This is a genomic window from Streptococcus sp. HMSC064D12 (assembly GCF_001837205.1).
In the GTDB taxonomy this organism is placed as follows: Bacteria; Bacillota; Bacilli; order Lactobacillales; family Streptococcaceae; genus Streptococcus; species Streptococcus salivarius_D.
Genome location: NZ_KV831769.1, coordinates 22,168 through 43,982 on the forward strand (window position 1 = coordinate 22,168; position 21,815 = coordinate 43,982).

Consider the following 21,815-nt stretch of genomic DNA (forward strand, 5'->3'; position numbering starts at 1 on the left):
TGATACTGAAAGGTTGTATTCTTTTTGAAAATGTAAGAACTTTCTTATCAAATTGCGTCATTTTGGTAGATTAGTATTTTATAATGAAATATTTTGATTTTTTTTGACTGATTTTAGTTGACAGTTATTAAAAATTGAGTATAATAGATTCTGTAAACGATTACAGAAGGAGAGATTATGCTAAAGTCTGAACGTAAGCAGATTATCTTGTCTCAGTTGAAACAAGATGGTTTTGTCACTTTGGAAAACCTAACTGTTTTGTTAAGTGATACTTCCGAGTCGACGATTCGTCGTGACTTGGACGAGTTAGCGGCAGATGGCCAACTTAAACGTGTTCATGGTGGTGCTGAAAGCATTCATGGTCTAAAGGAAGAAATTGCCAATAGTCAAAAAGCTATTAGAAACGTTCAAGAAAAGGCTCAGTTAGCTGGTTATGCTGCCGATTTGATTAAGGAAGGTGATGTCGTCTTTCTTGAGGCTAGTACAACAAATGAACTTTTGATTCCACATTTGGCCAATCGTCAGGTAACGGTTGTGACTAATTCTATCCATCATGCGGTTAAGCTGGTAGATCTTGGTGTTAGCACTAGGATTGTTGGAGGAAAGGTTAAACATTCAACGGATGCGTCTATTGGAAGTACTGCTCAAGAGCAAATCAGACAACTGAATTTTGATTGTGCTTTCATTGGTGCTAATGGCGTTGATGCTCATTATTTCACCACACCAGACATGGAAGAGGCAGTTATCAAACGGACGGTTATAGCTAATGCGCAAAAAGCCTATGTTCTAGCTGATGCCTCTAAACTTGGTCAGATTACCTATGCTAAGGTAGCTGAGGTTGAAAAAGTAACCATAATTACAAATGCTTCGGAAGAAGAGCTCCTAAAAGAATTAAAAGAGAAAACGAGGGTTATTGAAGTATGATTTATACTGTAACGCTGAATCCATCAATCGACTTCATTGTTCGTATCGATAAAGTAGAGATTGGTGAAGTTAACCGTATGGAGAGTGATGATAAGTTCGCTGGCGGTAAGGGTATTAATGTTAGTCGTATTTTGCAACGCTTAGGTGTTGATAATACTGCAACGGGCTTCATCGGTGGTTTTACAGGACGTTTTGTGACAGATGGTTTGGATGCAGAGGGCATTAAAACCAAGTTTGTAGCAGTGGATCAAGACACACGTATTAATGTTAAAATCAAGGCTGACCAAGAAACTGAAATTAATGGTGCAGGACCTGTCATTAATGAGTATCAATTGGCTGAATTGGAAGCAGTTCTTTCAAGTGTAAGTGCCGATGATGTGGTTGTTTTTGCTGGATCAGCACCAAGCAATCTTGGAAATAAGGTCTATAACAAATTGATTCCACTAGTGCGTGAAACGGGTGCACAGGTTGTCTGTGACTTTGAAGGACAAACCTTGCTTGATTCCTTGGCTTACCAACCACTCTTGGTTAAACCAAATAACCATGAGTTAGAAGCTATTTTCAATGTCAAACTTAATGGTTTGGCTGATGTTGAAAAATATGCGCGTGAAATCCTTGCTAAGGGGGCACAGAACGTTATCATCTCAATGGCAGGTGATGGAGCGCTGCTTGTCACACCAGAGGCTGCTTATTTTGCCAAACCAATCAAGGGAACAGTTAAAAACTCTGTTGGTGCGGGTGACTCTATGGTTGCTGGTTTCACTGGTGAGTTTGTTAAATCTGGTGATCCGATTGAGGCTCTCAAGTGGGGAGTAGCGTGTGGAACATCTACAGCTTTCTCAGATGACTTAGCGACAATTGAATTTATTAAAGAAACATACAATAAAGTAGAGGTAGAAAAACTATGAAAATTCAGGATTTACTGAACAAAAAAGTAATGTTGCTTGACCTTCAAGCAACTACAAAAGAAGCTGCTATCGATGAAATGATTAACAGCTTGGTTGACAATGGTGTTGTGACTGACTTTGATGTTTTCAAAGCAGGTATTATGGCTCGTGAAGCACAAACATCAACTGGTTTGGGTGATGGAATCGCTATGCCACACAGCAAAAATGCTGCAGTAAAAGAAGCAACAGTACTTTTTGCTAAATCTAATAAAGGTGTAGATTACGAATCACTTGATGGTCAACCTACAGACCTCTTCTTTATGATTGCTGCTCCAGAGGGAGCAAATGACACTCACTTGGCAGCCCTTGCTGAGTTGTCAAAATACCTTATGCAAGATGGTTTTGCAGATCGTTTGCGTAAGGTGACTTCTCCAGATGAAGTGATTGCTGCTTTCAATACGGGTGAAGAAGAAGCACAAGCTGAGGAAGCTAAGAAAGCACAAGCTGTTAAAGAAGCAGCTTCAAGCGATAAACCACTTATCGTAGCCGTAACAGCTTGTACAACTGGTATTGCTCACACTTACATGGCTGAAGAATCACTAATTAAAACAGGTGAAGAAATGGGTGTCAATGTTCGTGTTGAAACTAACGGTGCTTCAGGTGTCGGAACACCTTTGACTGCCGAAGAAATCAGTAAGGCTGTAGGTGTTATCGTAGCAGCAGACAAGGCAGTTGAAACAGCACGTTTCGATGGTAAAAAATTGCTTTCTAAACCAGTCGCTGCAGGTATTCGTCAACCTCAAGAATTAATCCAAAATATCTTGGATGGTAAGGCTGAAGTCTTCCATGCCGAAAATGCTGGAGCTGCTCAAGAATCAAGTGAGAAATTGAGCCTCGGTGGTGCCTTCTATAAACACTTGATGAGTGGGGTATCACAAATGCTTCCATTCGTTATCGGTGGTGGTATCATGATTGCGCTTGCCTTCTTACTTGACCAAATCATGGGTGTTCCTAAAGATCAATTGTCACAACTTGGTTCTTACCATGAAATTGCTGCTCAATTCAAGGCAATTGGTGGCGCTGCCTTTGGCTTCATGCTTCCAGTACTTGCAGGTTACATTGCTTACTCTATCGCTGAAAAACCAGGTTTGGTATCAGGTTTCGTAGCTGGTGCTATTGCTTCAAGTGGTGCAGCCTTTGGTGGTGTTCCATTTGCTTCAGGTGGTAAAGCAACCCTTGCCCTTGCTGGCGTATCTTCAGGTTTCCTTGGAGCTCTTGTTGGTGGTTTCCTTGCAGGTGGTGTTATCCTTGTTCTTCGTAAACTCTTGGCAGGTATTCCACGTGCCCTTGAAGGAATCCGTTCTATCTTGCTCTTGCCACTTCTTGGTGTATTTGCTACTGGTTTCTTGATGTTGGCAGTAAATATCCCAATGGCAGCAATTAATACTGGTCTTAATAACTTCTTGTCAAGCTTGTCAGGAAGCTCAGCCGTACTACTTGGTCTCCTTGTTGGTGGTATGATGGCAGTGGATATGGGTGGACCAGTCAACAAAGCAGCTTATGTCTTTGGTACAGGTACTCTCGCAGCAACAGTAACTTCAGGTGGTTCAGTTGTTATGGCAGCAGTTATGGCGGCTGGTATGGTTCCTCCGTTGGCAGTATTTGTAGCAACACTCTTGTTTAAAGATAAATTTTCTGAAGAAGAACGCAACTCTGGTTTGACAAACATCGTTATGGGACTCTCATTCATCACTGAAGGTGCGATCCCATTTGGTGCAGCTGACCCAGCACGCGCTATCCCAAGCTTTATCGTCGGTTCAGCTCTTACAGGTGCTCTTGTAGGTATGGCAGGAATCAAATTGATGGCACCACACGGAGGTATCTTCGTAATTGCCCTCACATCAAATGCCCTTCTCTACCTTCTCTTCATCTTGATTGGTGCTGTGGTATCAGGTATCCTCTTCGGATTCCTCCGCAAGCCACTTGATAAATAAGATATGACAAAACAATCTCGTCGTGACGGGATTGTTTTTTGTGTCGTAGCAGATTTTTGTCAGGGTACCTATTTTATGATAAAGTATAGGCAGAAATGGCTATCTAGTAGCTAATACGCTGTATAAAGCAACATAAGAGGTAAAATATGGTAAAAGAATACGATTATATTGTCATTGGTGGTGGTTCTGGTGGTATTGCCAGTGCCAATCGTGCTGCCATGCATGGTGCTAAGGTTATTCTCTTTGAAGGAAAAGAGGTCGGAGGTACCTGTGTCAATGTAGGTTGTGTGCCTAAAAAGGTCATGTGGTATGGTGCTCAGGTTGCTGAAACCCTTCACCGTTATGCAGGTGAGTACGGTTTTGATGTGACGATTAATAAGTTTGATTTTGCAACGCTTAAGGCCAATCGTCAGGCTTATATCGACCGTATCCATGGTTCTTATGAGCGTGGTTTTGATAGCAATGGCGTTGAACGTGTATACGAGTATGCAAGATTTGTTGACCCTCATACGGTTGAAGTAGCGGGTGAGCGTTATACAGCACCCCATATCCTTATTGCGACTGGTGGTCACGCCCTTTATCCAAACATTCCAGGTAGTGAATATGGGATTACCTCCGATGGTTTCTTTGAACTAGATGAGGTGCCAAAACGTACAGCTGTTATTGGTGCTGGCTACATCGCCGTTGAGGTTGCTGGTGTTCTCAATGCTCTTGGAAGTGATACACACCTCTTTGTGCGTAAAGATCGTCCATTGCGTACCTTTGATAAGGATATCGTTGATGTTTTAGTTGATGAAATGGCTAAATCTGGTCCGACCCTCCATACGCATGCTAATGTGACAGAGGTAGTGAAGAATGCAGATGATTCCTTGACCATTAGTTTTGATAATGGAGAAACGATTACTGTTGATTGCCTCATCTGGGCTATTGGACGCGCAGCCAACACCTCTGGTTTTGGACTTGAAAAGACAGGTGTTAAACTGACTGAAAAAGGAACAATCTATTCGGATGAGTTTGAAAATACATCTGTTCCTGGAATCTATGCCCTTGGCGATGTAACTGGTAAACTTGATTTGACACCAGTTGCAGTCAAGGCTGGACGTCAATTGTCAGAGAGACTCTTCAACAATAAAGCTGATGCTAAGCTTGATTACACTGATGTAGCCACCGTGGTCTTTAGCCATCCAGTTATTGGTTCTGTTGGCTTGACTGAAGAAAAAGCAATCGCTAAGTATGGTGCGGAGAATATTAAGGTTTATAAATCTAGTTTCACACCAATGTATACGGCCCTTGGAGACAATCGTCAGCCTTCAACTATGAAATTAGTAACGCTTGGTGAGGATGAAAAAATCATTGGCCTTCACGGTATTGGCTATGGTGTTGATGAGATGATTCAAGGTTTCTCTGTGGCCATTAAGATGGGAGCAACTAAGGCTGATTTTGATAATACGGTTGCCATTCACCCAACAGGTTCAGAAGAATTTGTGACGATGAGATAGAAAAGTGAAGTCTGTTAACCGAGAGTTTCAGACCTTTCTTTGTGTCTGAATGGCTTCAATTGAAAGTAATCGCAAGGGAATTCCCTTGCGAATTTCCATAGCCTTTTTGGCTATGGAAACCATCCATCCAACAGGTTCAGAAGAATTTGTAACGATGCGATAGACAAGTGAAGTCTGTTAACTGAGAGTTTCAGACTTTTCTTTGTGTTCAAATAGCAGCCTACACTTTGTGTAAAGCTATAGACTGTCTAAATAAAAAAGGCCTTCAGGCCTTATTTTATTTAATTAAGTAGTTTCTTACTTCTGAGATAAAGTAAAGAGATCCAGTGACAACAAATAAGTCATCAGGATTTGCTGATTCAGCTTGTGCTAGCCAGTCTCTATAGTCGGCTACACGTTTGAAGTCTTTGGGATAGTCATTCAAGGGCAGTGCCTCAAAAAGGTCAAAGCTGGTTACCGTTATATCATAATCTTTCAATTCCTCTAGTAAGTCTGCCAAAGGCTTTCGTCTAAGTCCTGCAAAGAGGATGTGTACCCTACGATTAGCGAAGTTATCTTTTAGTACCTGTTTTAAGCTAGCAATTCCTTGAGGATTATGAGCACCATCTAGGTAAATGTTATTTCCTATCCACTCACTACGACCAGGCCAATGCGTCTCTTCGATTCCCTCTTGGGTGCTCTTATCGGTAATCTTAGGAAATGTTTGAGCTAGGAGATGGGCAGCAGTGACAGCTAGCCCAGCATTGTTTTCTTGATGCTGTCCTAACATTGGTAGCTTAAGATTTGGACTTTCCCAATGGTCATAAGAAATTTGGATCGTTTGATTGTCCTTCGGAAGCAGCTGAATTTCCCTATCAATGATGGCTAAAGGAGCTTGTAGGTCATGTGATTTTTGGTTGAAGAAATGTTCAACTTCTGCAGAGACACGACCAAGTAAGATAGGTGTGTTTTTTCGCATGACGCCTGCCTTATGATTGGCAATGTCCAAAAGGCTATCGCCCAAGGTCTCAGTGTGATCAAAGCCAATCGAAGTACAGATGACAAGCTCTGGCGAAAGAACATTGGTCGAATCAAGGCGTCCACCAATTCCAGCCTCAATGATAGCCATATCAACCTGTTTAAGGTCAAAGTAGAGGAACATGAGTAAGGTGACCAATTCAAATTCCGTTGGTCGCTCAAAAGCAGTGTGCTCTTCTAAATCATCGAGTAGAACCTGAGCTTTCGCAACAAGGCTAATCAAATCTTTATCAGGGATTTCTGTGCCGTTAATGCTAATACGTTCGTTGAAGCGAGTGATATAAGGGGAGGTGAAAGTCCCGACCTGATAGCCTGACTTTGTTAGGATATTTTGTAGGTAGCTAGTTGTTGATCCCTTACCGTTGGTCCCGACTATATGCACCGTTGGAAAGTGAGTCTGAGGATTTCCGGCTTGTTTCAAGAGCCAACGCATACGTTCGAGTTGAGGGCGACGGCCATTGCCCTTGAAAGAATGGATAAAATTTAGAGTTTCTGTATAGTTCATAGGATTATAGAAAAAAGGCAGGGTTTCCTAGCCTTTTATATGTTTTAGTTAGAAGCGGCATCACCAGTTGTTGCGCCACCAGTAGTCGCATTGCCAGATGTTGTGTCTGCAGTAGCTGCTGATGAAGAGGTAGTCGTATTGCCACCCGTTGTTGTATCTGCAGATGACGAATAGGTGTTAGTTCCTGCTTGGCTACTTGTTTCTGTTTCTGAATCAGTCGCATTTCCATAACTAGATGAGGTAGCACTTGATTCTTGAGTCTTATTATTGCCTTCTTTGATGACTACAGTTGATTGATTGGCTGATGAATCAGAAGTGTCCTTATTTTTAGAGGCTGTGAAATTCATGATGGTGATTGAAGCCACGATGATTGACAAAATTGTCCCGACGGCAGTAAGGACTTTTTGGAAGGCAGTGAAGCCTTTTGTAACGTGTTCAGTCACATTTGGGGCAGATTTTTTTTCTTCTTTTGATGAATGATTACGGCGTGAGTAATTTTCAGACATGATGCTCTCCTTAAAAATATTTCGTACTTTCTATTATATGATTTTCTCGCAAAAATTGCTAAAAAAATTATGCTATAATAAATAGTAAATAAAAATCGAGGAAAAATCATGATTTATTTTGATAATTCAGCCACGACGGTGCCTTATCCAGAGGCACTTAGAACCTATCAAGAAGTGGCTACTAAAATTTTTGGGAACCCATCCAGCCTACACCAATTAGGAACATCTGCGACACGTATTTTGGAGGCTTCTCGTAAGCAAGTTGCGGAACTCATTGGAAAATCAGCCGATGAGATTTTCTTTACGTCTGGAGGAACCGAAGGTGATAACTGGGTCATCAAAGGTGTAGCTTTCGAAAAAGAGCCTTACGGCAAACACATCATTGTTTCTGATATTGAACACCCTGCGGTAAAAGAATCTGCCAAATGGCTTTCAGAGCATGGTTTCGAGGTGTCTTATGCACCAGTAAATGAGCAAGGGTTTGTGGATGTTGAAGCTCTTGCTGAATTATTACGCCCTGACACGATCTTGGTTTCGGTTATGGCTGTTAATAATGAAATCGGATCAATTCAACCTATTCAAGCCATCTCAGATCTCTTGGCTAATGAGCCTACCATATCTTTCCATGTGGATGCTGTCCAGGCTATTGGAAAGATTCCAGTATCGTCCTATTTAACTGATCGTGTAGATTTTGCAACTTTTTCTGGTCACAAGTTTCATGCTGTTCGTGGTGTCGGTTTTGTCTACAAAAAGGCAGGGAAAAAGATTACGCCACTCTTAACCGGTGGTGGTCAAGAAAAAGATTTTCGTTCAACTACTGAAAATGTTGCTGGGATTGCGAGTATGGCCAAGGCCTTGCGCTTGGTCACTGACAAAGAGGAATTTTCTCTTCCTAAAATTGCCAAGATGAAAAAGATTATCTTTGACGAATTGGCTAAGTACGAGGATATTACTATTTTCTCAGGTGAGGGTGAAGACTTTGCTCCCAATATTTTGACCTTTGGAATCAAGGGTGTTCGAGGTGAAGTTATTGTCCACGCTTTTGAAGAGCATCAAATCTATATTTCAACGACATCAGCATGTTCATCTAAGGCGGGTAAACCAGCGGGAACCCTTATTTCTATGGGTGTACCGACTAAGTTAGCTCAAACAGCTGTTCGTATCAGTCTTGATGATGACAATGATATGGGACAGGTGGAACAGTTCCTCACGATTTTCAAGCAGGTCTACGCCAAGACACAAAAAGTGAGATAGCAAGATTTAATCGATTAAACAATAAAACTAAATTCACATTTAAAAGGAAAAGGAATGACACTAACATATTCAGAAATTATGGTTCGCTATGGTGAATTGTCTACTAAGGGCAAAAACCGTATGCGATTTATCAATAAACTTAGAAATAATATTAAGGATGTCCTATCCATCTATCCAGATGTTAAAGTGACTTTTGATCGAGATCGTGGACATATCTACCTCAATGGTACAGACTACGAGCCAGTAGCAGAGTCTTTGAAGCAAATTTTTGGTATTCAAGCCTTTAGTCCTGTTTACAAGTTTGAAAAAGATGTCGAAGTTTTGAAAAAAGCTGTTCAAGACATTATGACTGGACTCTATCGTGATGGTCTCACTTTTAAAGTAACTGCCAAACGTAGTGACCATGACTTTGTTCTCGACAGTCGCGAGCTCAATCTTACTTTAGGAAATGCAGTCTTTGATGTATTGCCTGACATTAAGGCTCAGATGAAGGGACCAGATGTCAACCTTAAGGTAGAAATTCGTGCTGAGGCGGCTTATATTTCTCACGAGGAAATCAAAGGAGCAGGCGGTCTACCTGTAGGTACTGCTGGTAAAGGAATGCTCATGCTTTCAGGTGGGATTGATTCGCCAGTGGCAGGCTATCTTGCCCTTAAACGTGGCGTAGATATTGAAGCTGTCCACTTTGCAAGTCCTCCTTACACTAGCCCTGGAGCTCTTAAAAAGGCTCAAGATTTGACCCGTAAGTTGACTAAATTTGGTGGTAATATTCAGTTCATCGAAGTACCATTTACTGAAATTCAAGAGGAAATCAAAGAAAAAGCGCCAGAAGCTTATTTGATGACCTTGACACGTCGCTTTATGATGCGTATTACGGACCGTATTCGTGAAGAACGCCGAGGCCTTGTGATTATCAACGGTGAGAGTCTTGGTCAGGTTGCCAGTCAGACTATGGAGTCTATGCAGGCGATTAATGCTGTTACATGTACGCCAGTGATTCGCCCAGTTGTCACTATGGACAAGTTGGAAATCATTGATTTGGCACAAAAAATTGATACCTTTGACATTTCCATCCAACCTTTTGAGGATTGTTGTACCATCTTTGCACCTGACCGTCCAAAAACTAATCCAAAAATCAAAAATGTCGAACAATATGAACGTCGTATGGATGTTGACGCCTTGGTTGAACGTGCGGTTGCAGGAATCATGGTGACTGAAATCACACCTATTGAAGAGGCGCAAGACGAAGTGGATACACTTATTGAAGACTTGCTCTAGTCTAGGAGGCTATAGTACTAACATAGTAGTGCTTAGCTGTTACTAGAGTTAGGTATGTCGAAAAAGAAATGTCGATGTTGAACTTTTACCCAGAAAGGAAAATACATGACTGTTTATAACATCAATTTAGGAATCGGTTGGGCATCAAGTGGTGTTGAATACGCCCAGGCCTATCGTTCTACAATTTTCAAAAACACAGGGATTAAGGCCAAATTTGTCTTTATGGATATGTTCTTGCAGGACAATCTTTCTGATTTGACCCGTAACATGGGGTTTGCGGATGAAGATATCATCTGGCTCTACAGCTATTTTACAGACCTAAAAATTGCTCCAACGACCTATACTGTCAAGGATTTGGAAAAGGAAATTCCTTATGACATCACGCGTCGTGAGATTAATGGTAAAGTGGTTAAGCTCTTTTGTGCCAAGGAAGATATCTTCTATGCAGCCTACTTGCGTAAAGAGGGTGAAGATATCGTTCACCGTGTGGAAAAAGTATCGCGTGGTTGCTTAATCCGTAAAGACTTTTACTCTTACACTAAGATGTTCACGGAGTACTACACACCGGTAGACAATAAGGCGCACCTCTATCAACGTCGTTTCTTCAATGAGGATGGTAGTGTTGCCTATGATGAAATTGTTGATGGTAAGGATAGTGTCTTCCGTTTTCCAGATAAGATTTTGTCATCTAAGCATGAATTTATCGCCTACTTCATGTCTCAACTTGGTCTAACTGACCAGGACATCGTCATTTTGGACCGTGCAACTGGTACGGGACAGGCTGTTTTCCGTAACACCAAACCTGCTAAGCTTGGGGTTGTGGTCCATGCAGAGCACTTTAGTGAAAATGCTGTGACAGACAAGACTATTTTATGGAATAACTTCTACGAGTACCAATTCAGCAATGCAGATAAGGTTGATTTCTTTATCACAGCGACAGAGCGCCAACGTAGCATTATGCTAGATCAGTTCAATAAATACACACCATTTACACCTCATATCGTAACCATCCCTGTGGGAAGTGTGGATAAACTGAGAAAGCCTGAAGGAGAGCGTAAACCATTCTCAATCATCACAGCCTCACGTTTGGCCAATGAAAAACACGTGGACTGGTTGGCCAAGGCTGTTGTTAAGGCTAAAGAAAGTCTGCCACAAGTAAACTTTGATATCTATGGAACAGGTGCTGAAGAAGCCAAACTTAAGGCCATTATCGAGGAAAATCAAGCTCAGGATTATATCCACCTTAAAGGTCACCAAGACTTGACAGAAGTCTACAAGGACTACGAACTTTACCTATCAGGTTCTAAGAGTGAAGGGTTTGGTTTGACACTTCTAGAAGCCGTGGGATCTGGTCTAGGTATGATTGGTTTTGATGTTCGTTATGGGAACCAAACCTTTATCAAGGATAATGAAAATGGGTACCTCATTCCTCGTTTTGAAAAAGATGATGAGCCTGCTATCGTAGCTGCCTTGGCGGAGAAAATTGTAGCCTTTTTCAATCGCTCAGATTTGGATTATGTTCATCAAGTCTCTTATGATATTGCCAAAGGCTTTTTGACAGAGGAAATCGAGCAGAAGTGGCTTAACTTAGTAAAGGAGATGACTAGTCATGATTAATTTATTTGAAAACTATAGTCAGGGTAGTTGGGATCTCCATTACTCACTGATTGTCGCTGGCTATGTAAATACAACAGTTTGTCTTTCAGATGATGGCTTTCTGCCTAGTGATGTGACCTCACCTTACCTTTATTTCACTGGTTTTGACAAGGTTCAAGGTTCTGCACTTTACTTTAATCAGGTCCCTGTGCCTGACTACTGGGAAATTATAGGAACGAATAGCAATGCGGAAATCTTCCGTTTTGATAAGAAACGTGGTCATATTCATTATGCGCATCCTGCTCACCAACGTCTGGTTAAAGCAGTGGACTGGTATGATGAGTCAGGACGCTTGCGCGTGACTGAACGCTACAATAACAAGGGCTACCGTTTCTCACAAACAACCTACAATGTTAAGCAAGAAGCGACCATTACGAGCTATTTCACTCCAGACAACAAGGAAGTTATCGTCATCAACCATTTGACTAAAGACGTTATCTTGAATTGGAAAGACAAGGTCTACATTTTCAAAAACAAATCTGAATTTGTCGTCTTCTATCTTAAAGAAGCTGGTTATGATTTGAGTCGTATTCTATACAACTCATTGGCGACACCTTTCTTGACAACTATGAATCTTCCAAATTCTGGTCAAGACGTTCTCTTCTGGCAAGAACCTATCACTGATTCAGTTCCTGGGAATATGCGTCTGCTTCTTGAGAGCAACCATCGTCAGACTAAGATTGTTGTACAAGATTACATAGCTTATACGAATCTTCTAAAGTTGGTTAGTCCAGAGCAAGCTTCTCGCGTGGCCTTCCTTGGCTTCATGTATCCATTTGCCCGTCAGAACAACTTCCAAAATCAAGCGCTTATCTTGACCAACTCAGACCAGATTGAACATTTGGAAAGCATTGTCAGTGAAGTGCCTACAATGCACTATCATGTTGGGGCAATCACAGAAATGTCAAGTCGCTTGATGGATTTGGCTAAATATAGTAATGTTAGTCTCTATCCTAATATTACGACAGAGCAGGTTAAGCGTCTTTATAAGGAAGCTGATTTCTACTTGGATATTAATCATCAAAATGAAATCTTGTCAGCGACACGTGCTGCCTTTGAAAATAACTTGCTTATCCTTGCCTTTACGAACACTAGCCATGGTCCTGAGTATACCGCGCCAAGTAATATCTTCTCACCAATGAATGCTGGTCAATTTAAGCAAACGCTTAAAGAAGTCTTGGGTAACCGTGACTTCCTTAATCACTTGCTTGATCGTCAACGTGAGCATGCTCATGTAGCAACACCAGAAGATTATAAGAAGATTATTGGTTAGGGAAATGACATTAGAGGTTCGTAACATTTATCCTCTGACATCAACATTTAAGAAGGTCGCTTCGCTTTATGAAGCGGCTTTTCCTGTGGAGGAGCGTCTCCCACTCTGGCAATTGTCTTGGAACGGCTTGAAAAGAGGACAATCTTTCTTGGCCTACTTTGATCAGGAAGTCTTCGTTGGCTTGACCTATACCATTTATACTGGCAACCTGGTCTACCTACTTTTTCTTGCAGTTGAGGAAAGTAAACAATCTCAGGGATATGGCAGTCAGATTTTGGCACAAGTTAAGAAAGAAGCAGGGGTACGACCGTGTGTGCTTACGATTGAACCCATGGATGAGGAGGATGCTTCTAACCGTAATCAGCGCTTAAAACGTTTAGCATTTTATGAGCGAAATGGCTATCAGCTATTGAATCACTTCTATTTCGAGGGGACTGAACGCTATCAAATTTTGACAACGGATAGGAGCCTTTGTTTAGCTGATTTAGAGCAGGATCTAGCTAAGACCTTCTTAGGAAAATATGGTATAAGGGTTGAGTAGGGGAATCATTACTTGGCTAAATATCAATGAGCAGAATAAGAATAATCAAAATAACTTTTTCTCTTGTCATTAGAGGGAAAAAATGATAGAATTGTAACGTTGACTAAATGCACGTCCTGTGCAACCGCACGACTACTGTTTGCAAGTGGGTTCGTCCCCGCAGTACTAGGCGAGTCTTCACAGAGGGAAACCTCAGACACATTAAAAATCTTAATAGGAGGTGCATCATGAGCACATACGCAATCATCAAAACTGGTGGAAAACAAGTTAAAGTTGAAGTAGGTCAAGCAATCTACGTTGAAAAAATCAACGCTGAAGCAGGATCAGAAGTAACTTTTAACGAAGTTGTTCTTGTCGGTGGTGATAAAACTGTAGTAGGTACTCCAGTTGTTGAGGGAGCTACTGTTGTCGGAACTATCGAAAAACAAGGTAAACAAAAGAAAGTTGTTACTTTCAAATACAAACCTAAAAAAGGTAGCCACCGTAAACAAGGTCACCGTCAACCTTATACAAAAGTTGTTATCAACGCTATCAACGCGTAAGTTAGCGACTAATCACTAAGAAAGGACACAATCTTATGTTGAAAACTCTTGAAAACTTGCAACTTTTCGCCCACAAAAAAGGTGGGGGTTCTACTTCCAATGGTCGTGATTCACAAGCTAAACGTCTTGGTGCTAAAGCAGCTGATGGACAAACTGTATCAGGTGGATCAATCCTTTACCGTCAACGCGGTACACACATCTACCCAGGTGTAAACGTAGGCCGTGGTGGTGACGATACACTCTTCGCTAAAGTTGAAGGTGTTGTACGTTTCGAACGTAAAGGTCGCGACAAAAAACAAGTATCTGTATACCCAGTTGCTAAATAATTAAGCTAAAGTCTGCACTTTTGTGTAGGCTTTTCTTTATGAAAAAGGAGAATCTTATGCCTTTAAATCACTACCAACAAGAAGTGGGGCCAAGTCTAGCGGATGCTAGTCCAGGTAAGATGCCAGATGTTGCTCTATTAGAAGGTCGTTATTGTAGCGTTGAACATTTGACGGTTGCAGAGCATTATAAGGACATTTTAGACTTTTACTTTACTAATCAGATTCTTTCTGATTGGACCTATATGTATGCGGATCCATTTGAATCTGAAGAAGCTGTACGTCAGTGTTTGGAGGATTATGAGCAATCCCAGAATCCTTATTTCTTTGCTATCAGGGATAAGGCTTCAGGTAAGGTTCTAGGAACCTTTTCACTTATGGCTATTACGCCGAAAAATCGTAGTGTTGAGATGGGTCGAGTGATTTTGGCACCTGCTTTACAAAAGACTAGAGCAGCCACAGAAGCTCAATACCTGCTTATGAAATATGTCTTTGAAGATCTTAACTATCGTCGTTATGAGTGGAAATGTGATAGTCTTAACCGTCCTTCTGCCAATGCTGCCATGCGTTTAGGGTTCACCTATGAGGGGCGTTTTCGTAACCATGCTATCTATAAGGGACGTAGCCGTGATACGGACTGGTTCTCGATTATTGAGAGTGAGTGGCCAGCACTTAAGAAACGATTTGAGAATTGGCTAGCTCCTGAGAATTTTGATGAAAAGGGACAGCAGAAACATTCTTTAAGAGACTGTTAGCTGGCAATATAAGGGCTCTCTTCTGATGAAGGAGCCTTATTTTAGTAGTCTTAGTCCTAAATCAAAGCTCCTACTTTTCTAGTGATTATTATCGCTGTCAAAATCAGTCTAAATACTCATTTTTCTGTCAATAATATTCCCATAATAAAGCATATTTATGCTATAATAAAGAGTAATTGTATCAAGGAGAATATGACTAATGGATTTAATTCGCGAAAAAGTATTTGTTAACCGTTACCACTATGATGTTCGTAACCATGAGTGGGAAAAAGAGAATGGTGTTCCTAAAACAAATGTTGAAGTAACTTTCCAGTTGCACAATAAAGATGAAGAAGCTAACAATACGTCTGTTGTAGCTGTTTTGCAATTTATGATTGTCCGTGATGAGTTTGTTATCTCAGGGATTGTTTCTCAAATGGACCACATTCAAAACCGTATCGTCAATGAACCAAAAGACTTCTCACAAGAAGAAGCAGAAGCCTTGGCTGCACCGCTCTTGGATACGCTTCAACGTTTGACTTATGAAGTAACTGAAATTGCCTTGGATCGTCCAGGTATCAATTTGGAGTTCTAAGATGTCTCTTGCAGTTATTACGGATTCATCGGTTAATCTCCCTGCTGAAATTCAGGGCCATGCTGATGTTTATGTTTTAGATATTCCGGTCATCATTGAGGGGCAGCCTTTTGTTGAAGGAAAAAACTTGGATGTCAATCAGTTTTATGCGCAAATGGCAAACTCTGAGGAACTGCTCAAGACGTCGCAACCTAATCTAGCTGACTTGGATAACTTGCTTACGGAGTTGGAGGAGAAAGGTTATACCCATGTCATTGGGCTTTTCCTTTCTTCAGGAATCTCTGGTTTTTGGGCCAATAGTCAGATTTTGATTGAGGACCATGCCAAGTTGAAGATTGCTTTTCCTGATACAAAAATCACAGCAGCTCCTATGGGAGCCATGGTGAGAAACGTTTTGCATTGGTCAGCCCAAGGGATGTCTTTTGAGAGCATTTTGAAGAAGCTTGAGGAACAAGTTGATCAAACGACGGCTTATATTCTTGTGGATGATCTTAATCATCTGGTTAAGGGTGGCCGTTTGTCGAATGGTTCGGCGATTTTAGGAAATCTTTTGTCTATCAAACCTATTTTGAATTTTAATGACGAAGGAAAAATCGTTGTTTTTGAAAAGGTGCGTACAGAGAAGAAAGCTGTGAAACGTTTGGTTGCTCTAGCTGAGGAAAATCGTGAAATGGAACTTAGTATTCTTCACACGAATGCTCCTGAAAAAGCTGAAGATTTTAAAAGGCAGCTAGAAGCAGAGGGAATTAGCGTTTCAACAGTGGTATCCTTATGTGCTGTAATTGCGACACACTTGGGTGAAGGAGCGCTAGTACTAGGTCTAACACCTAAATTTACCAAATAAGTACTATCCATCTGGGATGGGCTTGTCTATGATTAAGATCAATAGAGAGGGAAAATAACATGTCTATTAAAGTTATTGTTGCTGGATTTAAAGGAAGAATGGGTTCAACTGCGGTTGAAATGGTCAAGGGAGATGACGAATTGACTTTGGCTGCCTTGCTTGACCCATTTGCGACAGAAAAAGAAGTGGACGGTGTTCCTGTCTTCACAGATAAAGCGGGTTTGGTTGGCTTTGACGCAGATGTCTGGGTGGATTTCACTATGCCAGCTGTTGCCTATGAAAATACTCGTTTTGCTTTGGAGAATGGTTTTGCACCAGTTGTGGGTACCACAGGATTTACTGAAGCACAAATTCAGGAATTGACAGACCTTTCTAAAGACAAGTCTATTGGTGGTTTGATTGCACCTAACTTTGCTATTGGTGCTATCCTTCTTATGAAGTTTGCGGCAGAAGCTAGTAAATATTTCCCAGATCTTGAAATCATTGAGCTTCACCATGACAAGAAAAAAGATGCGCCTTCAGGTACAGCGGTGAAAACAGCTGAACTTATCCGTGAGGTTCGCGAAACAAAACGTCAAGGTGCTGAGGATGAGGTGGAAACACTTGCTGGAGCACGTGGTGCTGAGTTTGATGGTTTCCGTATTCACAGTGTACGTTTGCCCGGACTTGTGGCTCACCAAGAGGTTATCTTTGGTGGCCAAGGAGAAGGCTTGACCTTGCGTCATGATTCTTATGATCGTATTTCCTTTATGGGTGGCGTTAACCTCGGTATTAAAGAAGTGGTTAAACGTGCTCAGCTTGTTTATGGTTTGGAACATTTACTATGAGATTAAGTTATTTGCCTTCTGAGTTTCAGAAGGCTTTACCAATATTAGAGAAGATTAAGGCTGCGGGTTTTGAGGCTTACTTTGTTGGTGGTTCGGTACGTGATGCCCTTCTTAACCGTCCCATTCATGATGTAGATATCGCTTCATCTTCATATCCTGAGGAGACCAAGCAGATCTTCGAGCGTACGGTGGATATCGGTATTGAGCATGGGACCGTTTTGGTTTTGGAAAATGGCGGTGAGTATGAGGTGACGACCTTCCGAACAGAGGACGTCTATGTAGATTACCGTCGTCCGTCTAGCGTGTCCTTTGTGCGTTCATTGGAAGAAGACCTCAAGCGTCGTGATTTTACAGTCAATGCTTTTGCTCTCAATGAAAATGCTGAGATTATCGATAAGTTCGATGGTCTTGCTGATTTGGACAACCGTGTTTTGAGGGCTGTTGGTAAGGCTGAGGAACGCTTTAACGAGGATGCCCTTCGTATCATGCGAGGGCTACGTTTTGCCGCGAGTTTAGACTTTGATATCGAAGAAAAAACTTTTCAGGCTATGACCAGCCATGGCCCGCTTCTGGAAAAGATTTCGATTGAGCGAAGTTTCATCGAGTTCGATAAGTTGCTTTTGGCACCACATTGGAAAAAAGGAATCAAGGCGCTTCTAGCGACTAAGGCTTATCAGTACCTTCCGGATTTTCAAGAAACTGCTGAAGAATGGCAGTCTTTTGTGGCAGACTATGTGGAGGACTTTAGATTTACAAGTTCTGAACAGGCTTGGGCGGCAACTCTTTTGGCTCTCAAGCATGATAATCCACGCTCTTTCCTTAAAAAATGGAAGACGTCTGTTAATTTCCAAAAGACAGTTCAGTCCTTGATTGAGATTTTCAATTTCCGTTTGGAGAGAGCCGTGACTAAACAAGATGTTTATCAGTATGGTAAAGAGCTCTTAGAGGCGGCTGAGACTTTGAGGCAGGCCCAGGGCTTGGACGTTGATTATGAGCGTATTGTCGATTTGGATGGTCAGTTGCTCATCCATGATAAGCACGAAATCGTTGTGAATGGTGGCACACTGATGAAGGAGCTAGGATTCAAACCTGGTCCGGACCTTGGACGTACACTTAAAGCCATTGAAAATGCCATCGTTGATGGGAAACTAGCTAATGACAAGGAAGCTATTATGGCCTTTGTTCAAGCTATGAAATAAGTCTACGGACGTTTAAAAATGACACACCGCTACAGAGCATGCGTAGGATCCGTAGCGGTGTTATTTGTAAAAAGGAAGTAAGATGTCAGATTTTATTGTTGAAAAATTAACCAAGTCCGTTGGAGACAAGACGGTTTTTAAAGAGATTTCATTCATTATCCATGATTTGGATCGTATTGGGATTATTGGTGTCAATGGGACAGGTAAGACAACCTTGCTAGATGTTGTCTCTGAGCGTATTGGTTTTGATGGTGATGTGTCACCTTTCACTAAGGCTAATGGCTATAAGATTGCTTATTTGACTCAGGAGCCAGAATTTGATGATAGCAAGACAGTGCTTGATACAGTCTTGTCATCAGACCTTCGTGAGATGGCTTTGATTCGTGAATATGAAACCCTTATGTCAGATTATTCTGAGGAGAATCAGGCTCGCTTGGAGAAGGTTATGGCTGAGATGGATAGTCTAGATGCTTGGTCCATTGAGAGCGAGGTTAAGACAGTCTTGTCTAAGTTGGGATTGTCAGATCTCTCGCAAAAGGTCGGGGACCTCTCAGGTGGTCTTCGTCGTCGTGTGCAGTTGGCTCAGGTTCTCTTAAATGATGCAGATCTCTTGCTTTTGGATGAGCCAACCAACCATTTGGATATTGATACTATTGCTTGGTTGACGAATTTTCTCAAGTCTTCTAAAAAGACGGTACTCTTTATTACCCACGACCGTTATTTCTTGGACAATGTAGCCACACGTATCTTTGAGTTAGACCAGGCTAATCTGATTGAATATCAAGGGAATTATCAAGACTATGTGCGTCTAAAGGCCGAACAAGATGAACGAGATGCAGCAGCCCTTCACAAGAAAAAGCAACTCTATAAGCAGGAGTTAGCATGGATGCGAACGCAACCACAGGCACGTGCGACTAAACAACAAGCTCGTATCAATCGCTTTAAGGATCTTAAGGGTGAAGTTCACCAAACAGTTAATAATGACGATCTTGAAATTAACTTTGAGACCAGCCGTATTGGTAAGAAGGTAGTGAACTTCGAGCATGTCGATTTTGCTTATGAAGATGGCAAGCAAATTCTCAGTGATTTCAATCTTATCATGCAAAATCGTGATCGTATCGGTATTGTTGGGGATAATGGTGTCGGGAAATCGACCTTGCTCAATCTGATTAATGGTGACCTTGTGCCTACAGCTGGTGTCCTAGATATTGGTGAGACGGTACGTATTGGTTATTTCTCACAGCAAATTAAAGATATGGATGAGAGCAAGCGTGTCATTAACTACTTGCAAGAAGTTGCAGATGAAGTTAAGACAACGGTTGGAACAACCAGTATCACAGAGCTCTTGGAGCAATTCCTTTTCCCTCGTTCTACCCATGGGACACAGATTGCCAAGCTCTCTGGTGGGGAAAAGAAACGTCTTTATCTACTTAAGATTCTGATTGAAAAGCCTAACGTTCTGCTCTTGGATGAGCCGACGAATGATTTGGACATTGCAACTTTGACGGTTTTGGAAAACTTCCTTAATGGTTTTGGCGGCCCTGTCGTTACCGTAAGTCACGACCGCTATTTCTTGGACAAGGTAGCTAATAAGATTCTAGCCTTTGAAGAGGGTGGCGTGCGAGAGTTCTTTGGTAACTACACTGACTACCTTGATGAAAAAGCCTTCTTACAAGAGCAATCAGCCCTCCTAGAGAAGGAAAAAGAGCAAGCTAGCGTTAAAGTCGAGAAAGTCAAAGAAGACAAAAAACGCATGAGCTACTTTGAAAAACAAGAGTGGGCGACCATCGAGGATGAGATTGCTGACCTTGAAGCTAAGATCGAAGAGATTGAAGCAGCTATGCTTGAAAATGCTAGCGATTATGGACAGTTAGCTACCCTTCAACGTGATTTGGATGCTGCTAACGAAACCCTACTTGAAAAGTATGAACGCTATGAGTATTTGAGTGAGCTAGAGGGATAAGCTCTTTAGTAATCAAAGTATGACAAAAGCCCTGCATTTGCAAGGCTTTTTTATGTTTATGTAGTGTTTGGTTTCTTCTTACCACAAGCGGAATGAAAAGGAAAGGACTGAAGCACCCGTAAAGATAATTAAGGAAGCTACCAAGCGCCCAATAAGAAAGGCTGAGAAAAACGGAGCACTAAAGAGCAAGAGCCCAAATACCAGACAAATTAAGGCGATTGACAGGGCAGGTTGTCCTGAGAAGCCGAATTGACGTTGGCGATGAGCTTGAAAACCTTGTGTAAAGGCTGAGACAAGAAGCCACCAAGCGATAATGGTTACAGCTACACCTGAGAGCACCCAGGCTGATGTTGATAGCAAAATAATCCCAAAAACAATGGAAATGATACTCTGAAGCAGTTGGAAGAAGGAGCGGTTTTCGTTATCTCGTTTAAAATAAACCATGAGACTTGAAACACCAGATATGAGCATCACTAGGGCAAACAGCCAACCAACGATGGCAAGAAGGTTTGTAGGATTAGCGAAGAAAAAGACACCCAAGAGTGTAATGAGAATTCCACTAATCAATGTAAAACTTTTCATAGGATACCTCTTATTAATTTTTCTTAATACTACTATGTAAGTATCAAATTGTCAAACAAAGACCCAGTTTAGAGTGGCTTGATGTGATAAGTGTAGGTGGCAGCCTTTCTGGTTCTCGTAGCTACCTGACGACCTGTTTTTTGGAAGAGGTGTTTAAAACGGCGCAAGAAATTTGTGGAATCCATCTTGAGGTAATCCTCATTAAAGGTACCAAAAAGTTGACGGTAGGTGGTCAAGGTGTTTTCCTCGGGCATAATGGAAAGGATCGTTGGATAGTATTCGAGTCGCCCCTTGATACGTTCCATAGCCGTTAAGAGGATTTCCCAGTGGTCAAAGGCGAGGTCATCGTGTGACAGTTGTTTTTCGCCATCAACAAGTTGCAGTTGACCGTCTACCATGGTGATGTCTAACCAATGCGTAGACGCTGCATCATCGGCAGCCTTTTCCACTTGAATGTCATTAAAGGCCATAAAGCATAGATAAGCCACTGTAATGGTCCACATTCGAGGATCCCGATAAGGTGTTCCCACTGTAATGAGTTGCTCAATATGATCAGGGTCGAGTTTAACGGATGTTTCCTCCTGTACCTCGCGACAGACAGCTAGATTGAGATCTTCTTGCTCCTGAACGAAGCCACCACTGAGGGCGTATTTCCCCATGAAGGGATGGTTTTTTCGCTTGATAAGTAAGGTTTGGACTCTTCCTTCATAATAGCGAAAGATGACCGAGTCAACGGTCACTGAGGGCTTAACGTACTTATCCATTTCCTCTCGCCGATAGATGTCCAAAAATTCCTTTTCACTACCAGAGTTTTCGAAGGCTTTAGTCATAGGTTTCCTCCTCTATTTATTGTAAGTTCAAATGATGATTGC

21 protein-coding genes and 1 other annotated feature are annotated in these 21,815 nt (G+C 41.7%); of the genes, 17 read left to right on the forward strand and 4 right to left on the reverse strand.

Annotated features, from left to right (window positions below):
- Positions 1–177 precede the first annotated feature (177 nt).
- The 4 genes from HMPREF2697_RS09555 to gorA all read left to right on the forward strand — a co-directional run bounded on the left by HMPREF2697_RS09555 (position 178) and on the right by gorA (position 5,304).
- Positions 178–924, forward strand: coding sequence for a DeoR/GlpR family DNA-binding transcription regulator (locus HMPREF2697_RS09555; RefSeq protein WP_014633945.1), 747 nt, complete (start codon positions 178–180; stop codon positions 922–924).
- Positions 921–1,832, forward strand: coding sequence for a 1-phosphofructokinase (pfkB, locus tag HMPREF2697_RS09560; RefSeq protein ID WP_002885581.1), 912 nt, complete (start codon positions 921–923; stop codon positions 1,830–1,832). Before HMPREF2697_RS09555 ends, pfkB begins: the two co-directional genes overlap by 4 nt.
- A complete protein-coding gene (locus tag HMPREF2697_RS09565) occupies positions 1,829–3,805 on the forward strand; it encodes a PTS fructose transporter subunit IIABC (RefSeq protein WP_013990107.1) in 1,977 nt (658 codons plus the stop codon). The genes pfkB and HMPREF2697_RS09565 overlap by 4 nt, the downstream gene beginning before the upstream one ends.
- A 146-nt stretch (positions 3,806–3,951) precedes the next feature.
- A complete protein-coding gene (gorA, locus tag HMPREF2697_RS09570; RefSeq protein WP_013990108.1) occupies positions 3,952–5,304 on the forward strand; it encodes a glutathione-disulfide reductase in 1,353 nt (450 codons plus the stop codon).
- A 277-nt stretch (positions 5,305–5,581) separates the two neighbouring features.
- Here gorA and HMPREF2697_RS09575 read toward each other — a convergent pair whose 3' ends face one another.
- Entirely contained in the window at positions 5,582–6,826 is a 1,245-nt protein-coding gene (locus HMPREF2697_RS09575) for a bifunctional folylpolyglutamate synthase/dihydrofolate synthase (RefSeq protein ID WP_014633558.1), read from the reverse strand.
- A gap of 44 nt (positions 6,827–6,870) precedes the next feature.
- Complete coding sequence (locus HMPREF2697_RS09580; RefSeq protein WP_045769279.1) at positions 6,871–7,332, reverse strand: DUF6556 family protein; 462 nt, start codon at positions 7,330–7,332, stop codon at positions 6,871–6,873.
- Positions 7,333–7,440: 108 nt separating this feature from the next.
- On the opposite strand from HMPREF2697_RS09580, the gene HMPREF2697_RS09585 reads away from it, so the two are divergent.
- The 13 genes from HMPREF2697_RS09585 (at position 7,441) to HMPREF2697_RS09645 (ending at position 20,361) form a co-directional block, all read left to right on the forward strand.
- On the forward strand, positions 7,441–8,586 hold the full coding sequence (locus HMPREF2697_RS09585) for a cysteine desulfurase family protein (RefSeq protein ID WP_013990112.1): 1,146 nt from the start codon (positions 7,441–7,443) through the stop codon (positions 8,584–8,586).
- Positions 8,587–8,640: 54 nt separating this feature from the next.
- The gene (gene thiI / locus HMPREF2697_RS09590; RefSeq protein ID WP_045001918.1) at positions 8,641–9,864 is read left to right on the forward strand and encodes a tRNA uracil 4-sulfurtransferase ThiI; all 1,224 of its coding nucleotides are present in this window, start codon (positions 8,641–8,643) and stop codon (positions 9,862–9,864) included.
- Between the two features lie 105 nt (positions 9,865–9,969).
- On the forward strand, positions 9,970–11,481 hold the full coding sequence (gene gtfA, locus HMPREF2697_RS09595) for an accessory Sec system glycosyltransferase GtfA (RefSeq protein ID WP_070850516.1): 1,512 nt from the start codon (positions 9,970–9,972) through the stop codon (positions 11,479–11,481).
- On the forward strand, positions 11,474–12,793 hold the full coding sequence (gtfB, locus tag HMPREF2697_RS09600; RefSeq protein ID WP_045772166.1) for an accessory Sec system glycosylation chaperone GtfB: 1,320 nt from the start codon (positions 11,474–11,476) through the stop codon (positions 12,791–12,793). Before gtfA ends, gtfB begins: the two co-directional genes overlap by 8 nt.
- A 4-nt stretch (positions 12,794–12,797) precedes the next feature.
- Entirely contained in the window at positions 12,798–13,334 is a 537-nt protein-coding gene (locus HMPREF2697_RS09605) for a GNAT family N-acetyltransferase (protein WP_045769294.1), read from the forward strand.
- 112 nt (positions 13,335–13,446) lie between these two features.
- Positions 13,447–13,521, forward strand: a sequence feature (ribosomal protein L21 leader region).
- A 40-nt stretch (positions 13,522–13,561) separates the two neighbouring features.
- Positions 13,562–13,876: a 50S ribosomal protein L21 gene (gene rplU / locus HMPREF2697_RS09610; RefSeq protein WP_002885597.1), complete on the forward strand. Its 315-nt coding sequence runs from the start codon at positions 13,562–13,564 to the stop codon at positions 13,874–13,876.
- Positions 13,877–13,911: 35 nt separating this feature from the next.
- Positions 13,912–14,202 carry a 50S ribosomal protein L27 gene (gene rpmA / locus HMPREF2697_RS09615; protein WP_002885483.1) on the forward strand — a complete coding sequence of 97 codons (291 nt, stop codon included), beginning with the start codon at positions 13,912–13,914 and terminating at the stop codon, positions 14,200–14,202.
- Positions 14,203–14,258: 56 nt separating this feature from the next.
- Positions 14,259–14,954 (forward strand): GNAT family N-acetyltransferase, encoded by a 696-nt coding sequence (locus HMPREF2697_RS09620; RefSeq protein ID WP_014633551.1) that lies wholly within the window; start codon positions 14,259–14,261, stop codon positions 14,952–14,954.
- Between the two features lie 199 nt (positions 14,955–15,153).
- Positions 15,154–15,528, forward strand: coding sequence for a DUF1149 family protein (locus HMPREF2697_RS09625; protein WP_002885550.1), 375 nt, complete (start codon positions 15,154–15,156; stop codon positions 15,526–15,528).
- A gap of 1 nt (position 15,529) precedes the next feature.
- Positions 15,530–16,372, forward strand: a complete 843-nt coding sequence (locus tag HMPREF2697_RS09630) for a DegV family protein (protein ID WP_013990118.1) — start codon at positions 15,530–15,532, stop codon at positions 16,370–16,372.
- Between the two features lie 59 nt (positions 16,373–16,431).
- Positions 16,432–17,199, forward strand: coding sequence for a 4-hydroxy-tetrahydrodipicolinate reductase (dapB, locus tag HMPREF2697_RS09635; protein ID WP_013990119.1), 768 nt, complete (start codon positions 16,432–16,434; stop codon positions 17,197–17,199).
- The gene (locus HMPREF2697_RS09640; protein ID WP_045769276.1) at positions 17,196–18,398 is read left to right on the forward strand and encodes a CCA tRNA nucleotidyltransferase; all 1,203 of its coding nucleotides are present in this window, start codon (positions 17,196–17,198) and stop codon (positions 18,396–18,398) included. The genes dapB and HMPREF2697_RS09640 overlap by 4 nt, the downstream gene beginning before the upstream one ends.
- Before the next feature lie 82 nt (positions 18,399–18,480).
- Positions 18,481–20,361: an ABC-F family ATP-binding cassette domain-containing protein gene (locus HMPREF2697_RS09645; RefSeq protein ID WP_070850517.1), complete on the forward strand. Its 1,881-nt coding sequence runs from the start codon at positions 18,481–18,483 to the stop codon at positions 20,359–20,361.
- Between the two features lie 78 nt (positions 20,362–20,439).
- On the opposite strand, the gene HMPREF2697_RS09650 is transcribed toward HMPREF2697_RS09645, so the two are convergent.
- Both HMPREF2697_RS09650 and HMPREF2697_RS09655 read right to left on the reverse strand, forming a co-directional pair.
- Positions 20,440–20,943 (reverse strand): HdeD family acid-resistance protein, encoded by a 504-nt coding sequence (locus tag HMPREF2697_RS09650; RefSeq protein WP_070850519.1) that lies wholly within the window; start codon positions 20,941–20,943, stop codon positions 20,440–20,442.
- Positions 20,944–21,011: 68 nt separating this feature from the next.
- A complete protein-coding gene (locus HMPREF2697_RS09655; RefSeq protein ID WP_070850527.1) occupies positions 21,012–21,773 on the reverse strand; it encodes an NUDIX domain-containing protein in 762 nt (253 codons plus the stop codon).
- Between the last annotated feature and the right edge of the window lie 42 nt (positions 21,774–21,815).

What these genes read in the sequence shown, in the direction of transcription:
- HMPREF2697_RS09650 (WP_070850519.1), bottom strand. Translation starts at nt 20,943, where the DNA reads ATGAAAAGTTTTACATTGATTAGTGGAATTCTCATTACACTCTTGGGT.
- dapB (WP_013990119.1), top strand. Translation starts at nt 16,432, where the DNA reads ATGTCTATTAAAGTTATTGTTGCTGGATTTAAAGGAAGAATGGGTTCA.
- HMPREF2697_RS09625 (WP_002885550.1), top strand. Translation starts at nt 15,154, where the DNA reads ATGGATTTAATTCGCGAAAAAGTATTTGTTAACCGTTACCACTATGAT.
- gtfA (WP_070850516.1), top strand. Translation starts at nt 9,970, where the DNA reads ATGACTGTTTATAACATCAATTTAGGAATCGGTTGGGCATCAAGTGGT.
- HMPREF2697_RS09585 (WP_013990112.1), top strand. Translation starts at nt 7,441, where the DNA reads ATGATTTATTTTGATAATTCAGCCACGACGGTGCCTTATCCAGAGGCA.
- HMPREF2697_RS09605 (WP_045769294.1), top strand. Translation starts at nt 12,798, where the DNA reads ATGACATTAGAGGTTCGTAACATTTATCCTCTGACATCAACATTTAAG.
- gorA (WP_013990108.1), top strand. Translation starts at nt 3,952, where the DNA reads ATGGTAAAAGAATACGATTATATTGTCATTGGTGGTGGTTCTGGTGGT.
- thiI (WP_045001918.1), top strand. Translation starts at nt 8,641, where the DNA reads ATGACACTAACATATTCAGAAATTATGGTTCGCTATGGTGAATTGTCT.
- HMPREF2697_RS09565 (WP_013990107.1), top strand. Translation starts at nt 1,829, where the DNA reads ATGAAAATTCAGGATTTACTGAACAAAAAAGTAATGTTGCTTGACCTT.
- HMPREF2697_RS09555 (WP_014633945.1), top strand. Translation starts at nt 178, where the DNA reads ATGCTAAAGTCTGAACGTAAGCAGATTATCTTGTCTCAGTTGAAACAA.
- HMPREF2697_RS09645 (WP_070850517.1), top strand. Translation starts at nt 18,481, where the DNA reads ATGTCAGATTTTATTGTTGAAAAATTAACCAAGTCCGTTGGAGACAAG.
- HMPREF2697_RS09655 (WP_070850527.1), bottom strand. Translation starts at nt 21,773, where the DNA reads ATGACTAAAGCCTTCGAAAACTCTGGTAGTGAAAAGGAATTTTTGGAC.
- gtfB (WP_045772166.1), top strand. Translation starts at nt 11,474, where the DNA reads ATGATTAATTTATTTGAAAACTATAGTCAGGGTAGTTGGGATCTCCAT.
- HMPREF2697_RS09620 (WP_014633551.1), top strand. Translation starts at nt 14,259, where the DNA reads ATGCCTTTAAATCACTACCAACAAGAAGTGGGGCCAAGTCTAGCGGAT.
- HMPREF2697_RS09575 (WP_014633558.1), bottom strand. Translation starts at nt 6,826, where the DNA reads ATGAACTATACAGAAACTCTAAATTTTATCCATTCTTTCAAGGGCAAT.
- pfkB (WP_002885581.1), top strand. Translation starts at nt 921, where the DNA reads ATGATTTATACTGTAACGCTGAATCCATCAATCGACTTCATTGTTCGT.
- rplU (WP_002885597.1), top strand. Translation starts at nt 13,562, where the DNA reads ATGAGCACATACGCAATCATCAAAACTGGTGGAAAACAAGTTAAAGTT.
- rpmA (WP_002885483.1), top strand. Translation starts at nt 13,912, where the DNA reads ATGTTGAAAACTCTTGAAAACTTGCAACTTTTCGCCCACAAAAAAGGT.
- HMPREF2697_RS09630 (WP_013990118.1), top strand. Translation starts at nt 15,530, where the DNA reads ATGTCTCTTGCAGTTATTACGGATTCATCGGTTAATCTCCCTGCTGAA.
- HMPREF2697_RS09640 (WP_045769276.1), top strand. Translation starts at nt 17,196, where the DNA reads ATGAGATTAAGTTATTTGCCTTCTGAGTTTCAGAAGGCTTTACCAATA.
- HMPREF2697_RS09580 (WP_045769279.1), bottom strand. Translation starts at nt 7,332, where the DNA reads ATGTCTGAAAATTACTCACGCCGTAATCATTCATCAAAAGAAGAAAAA.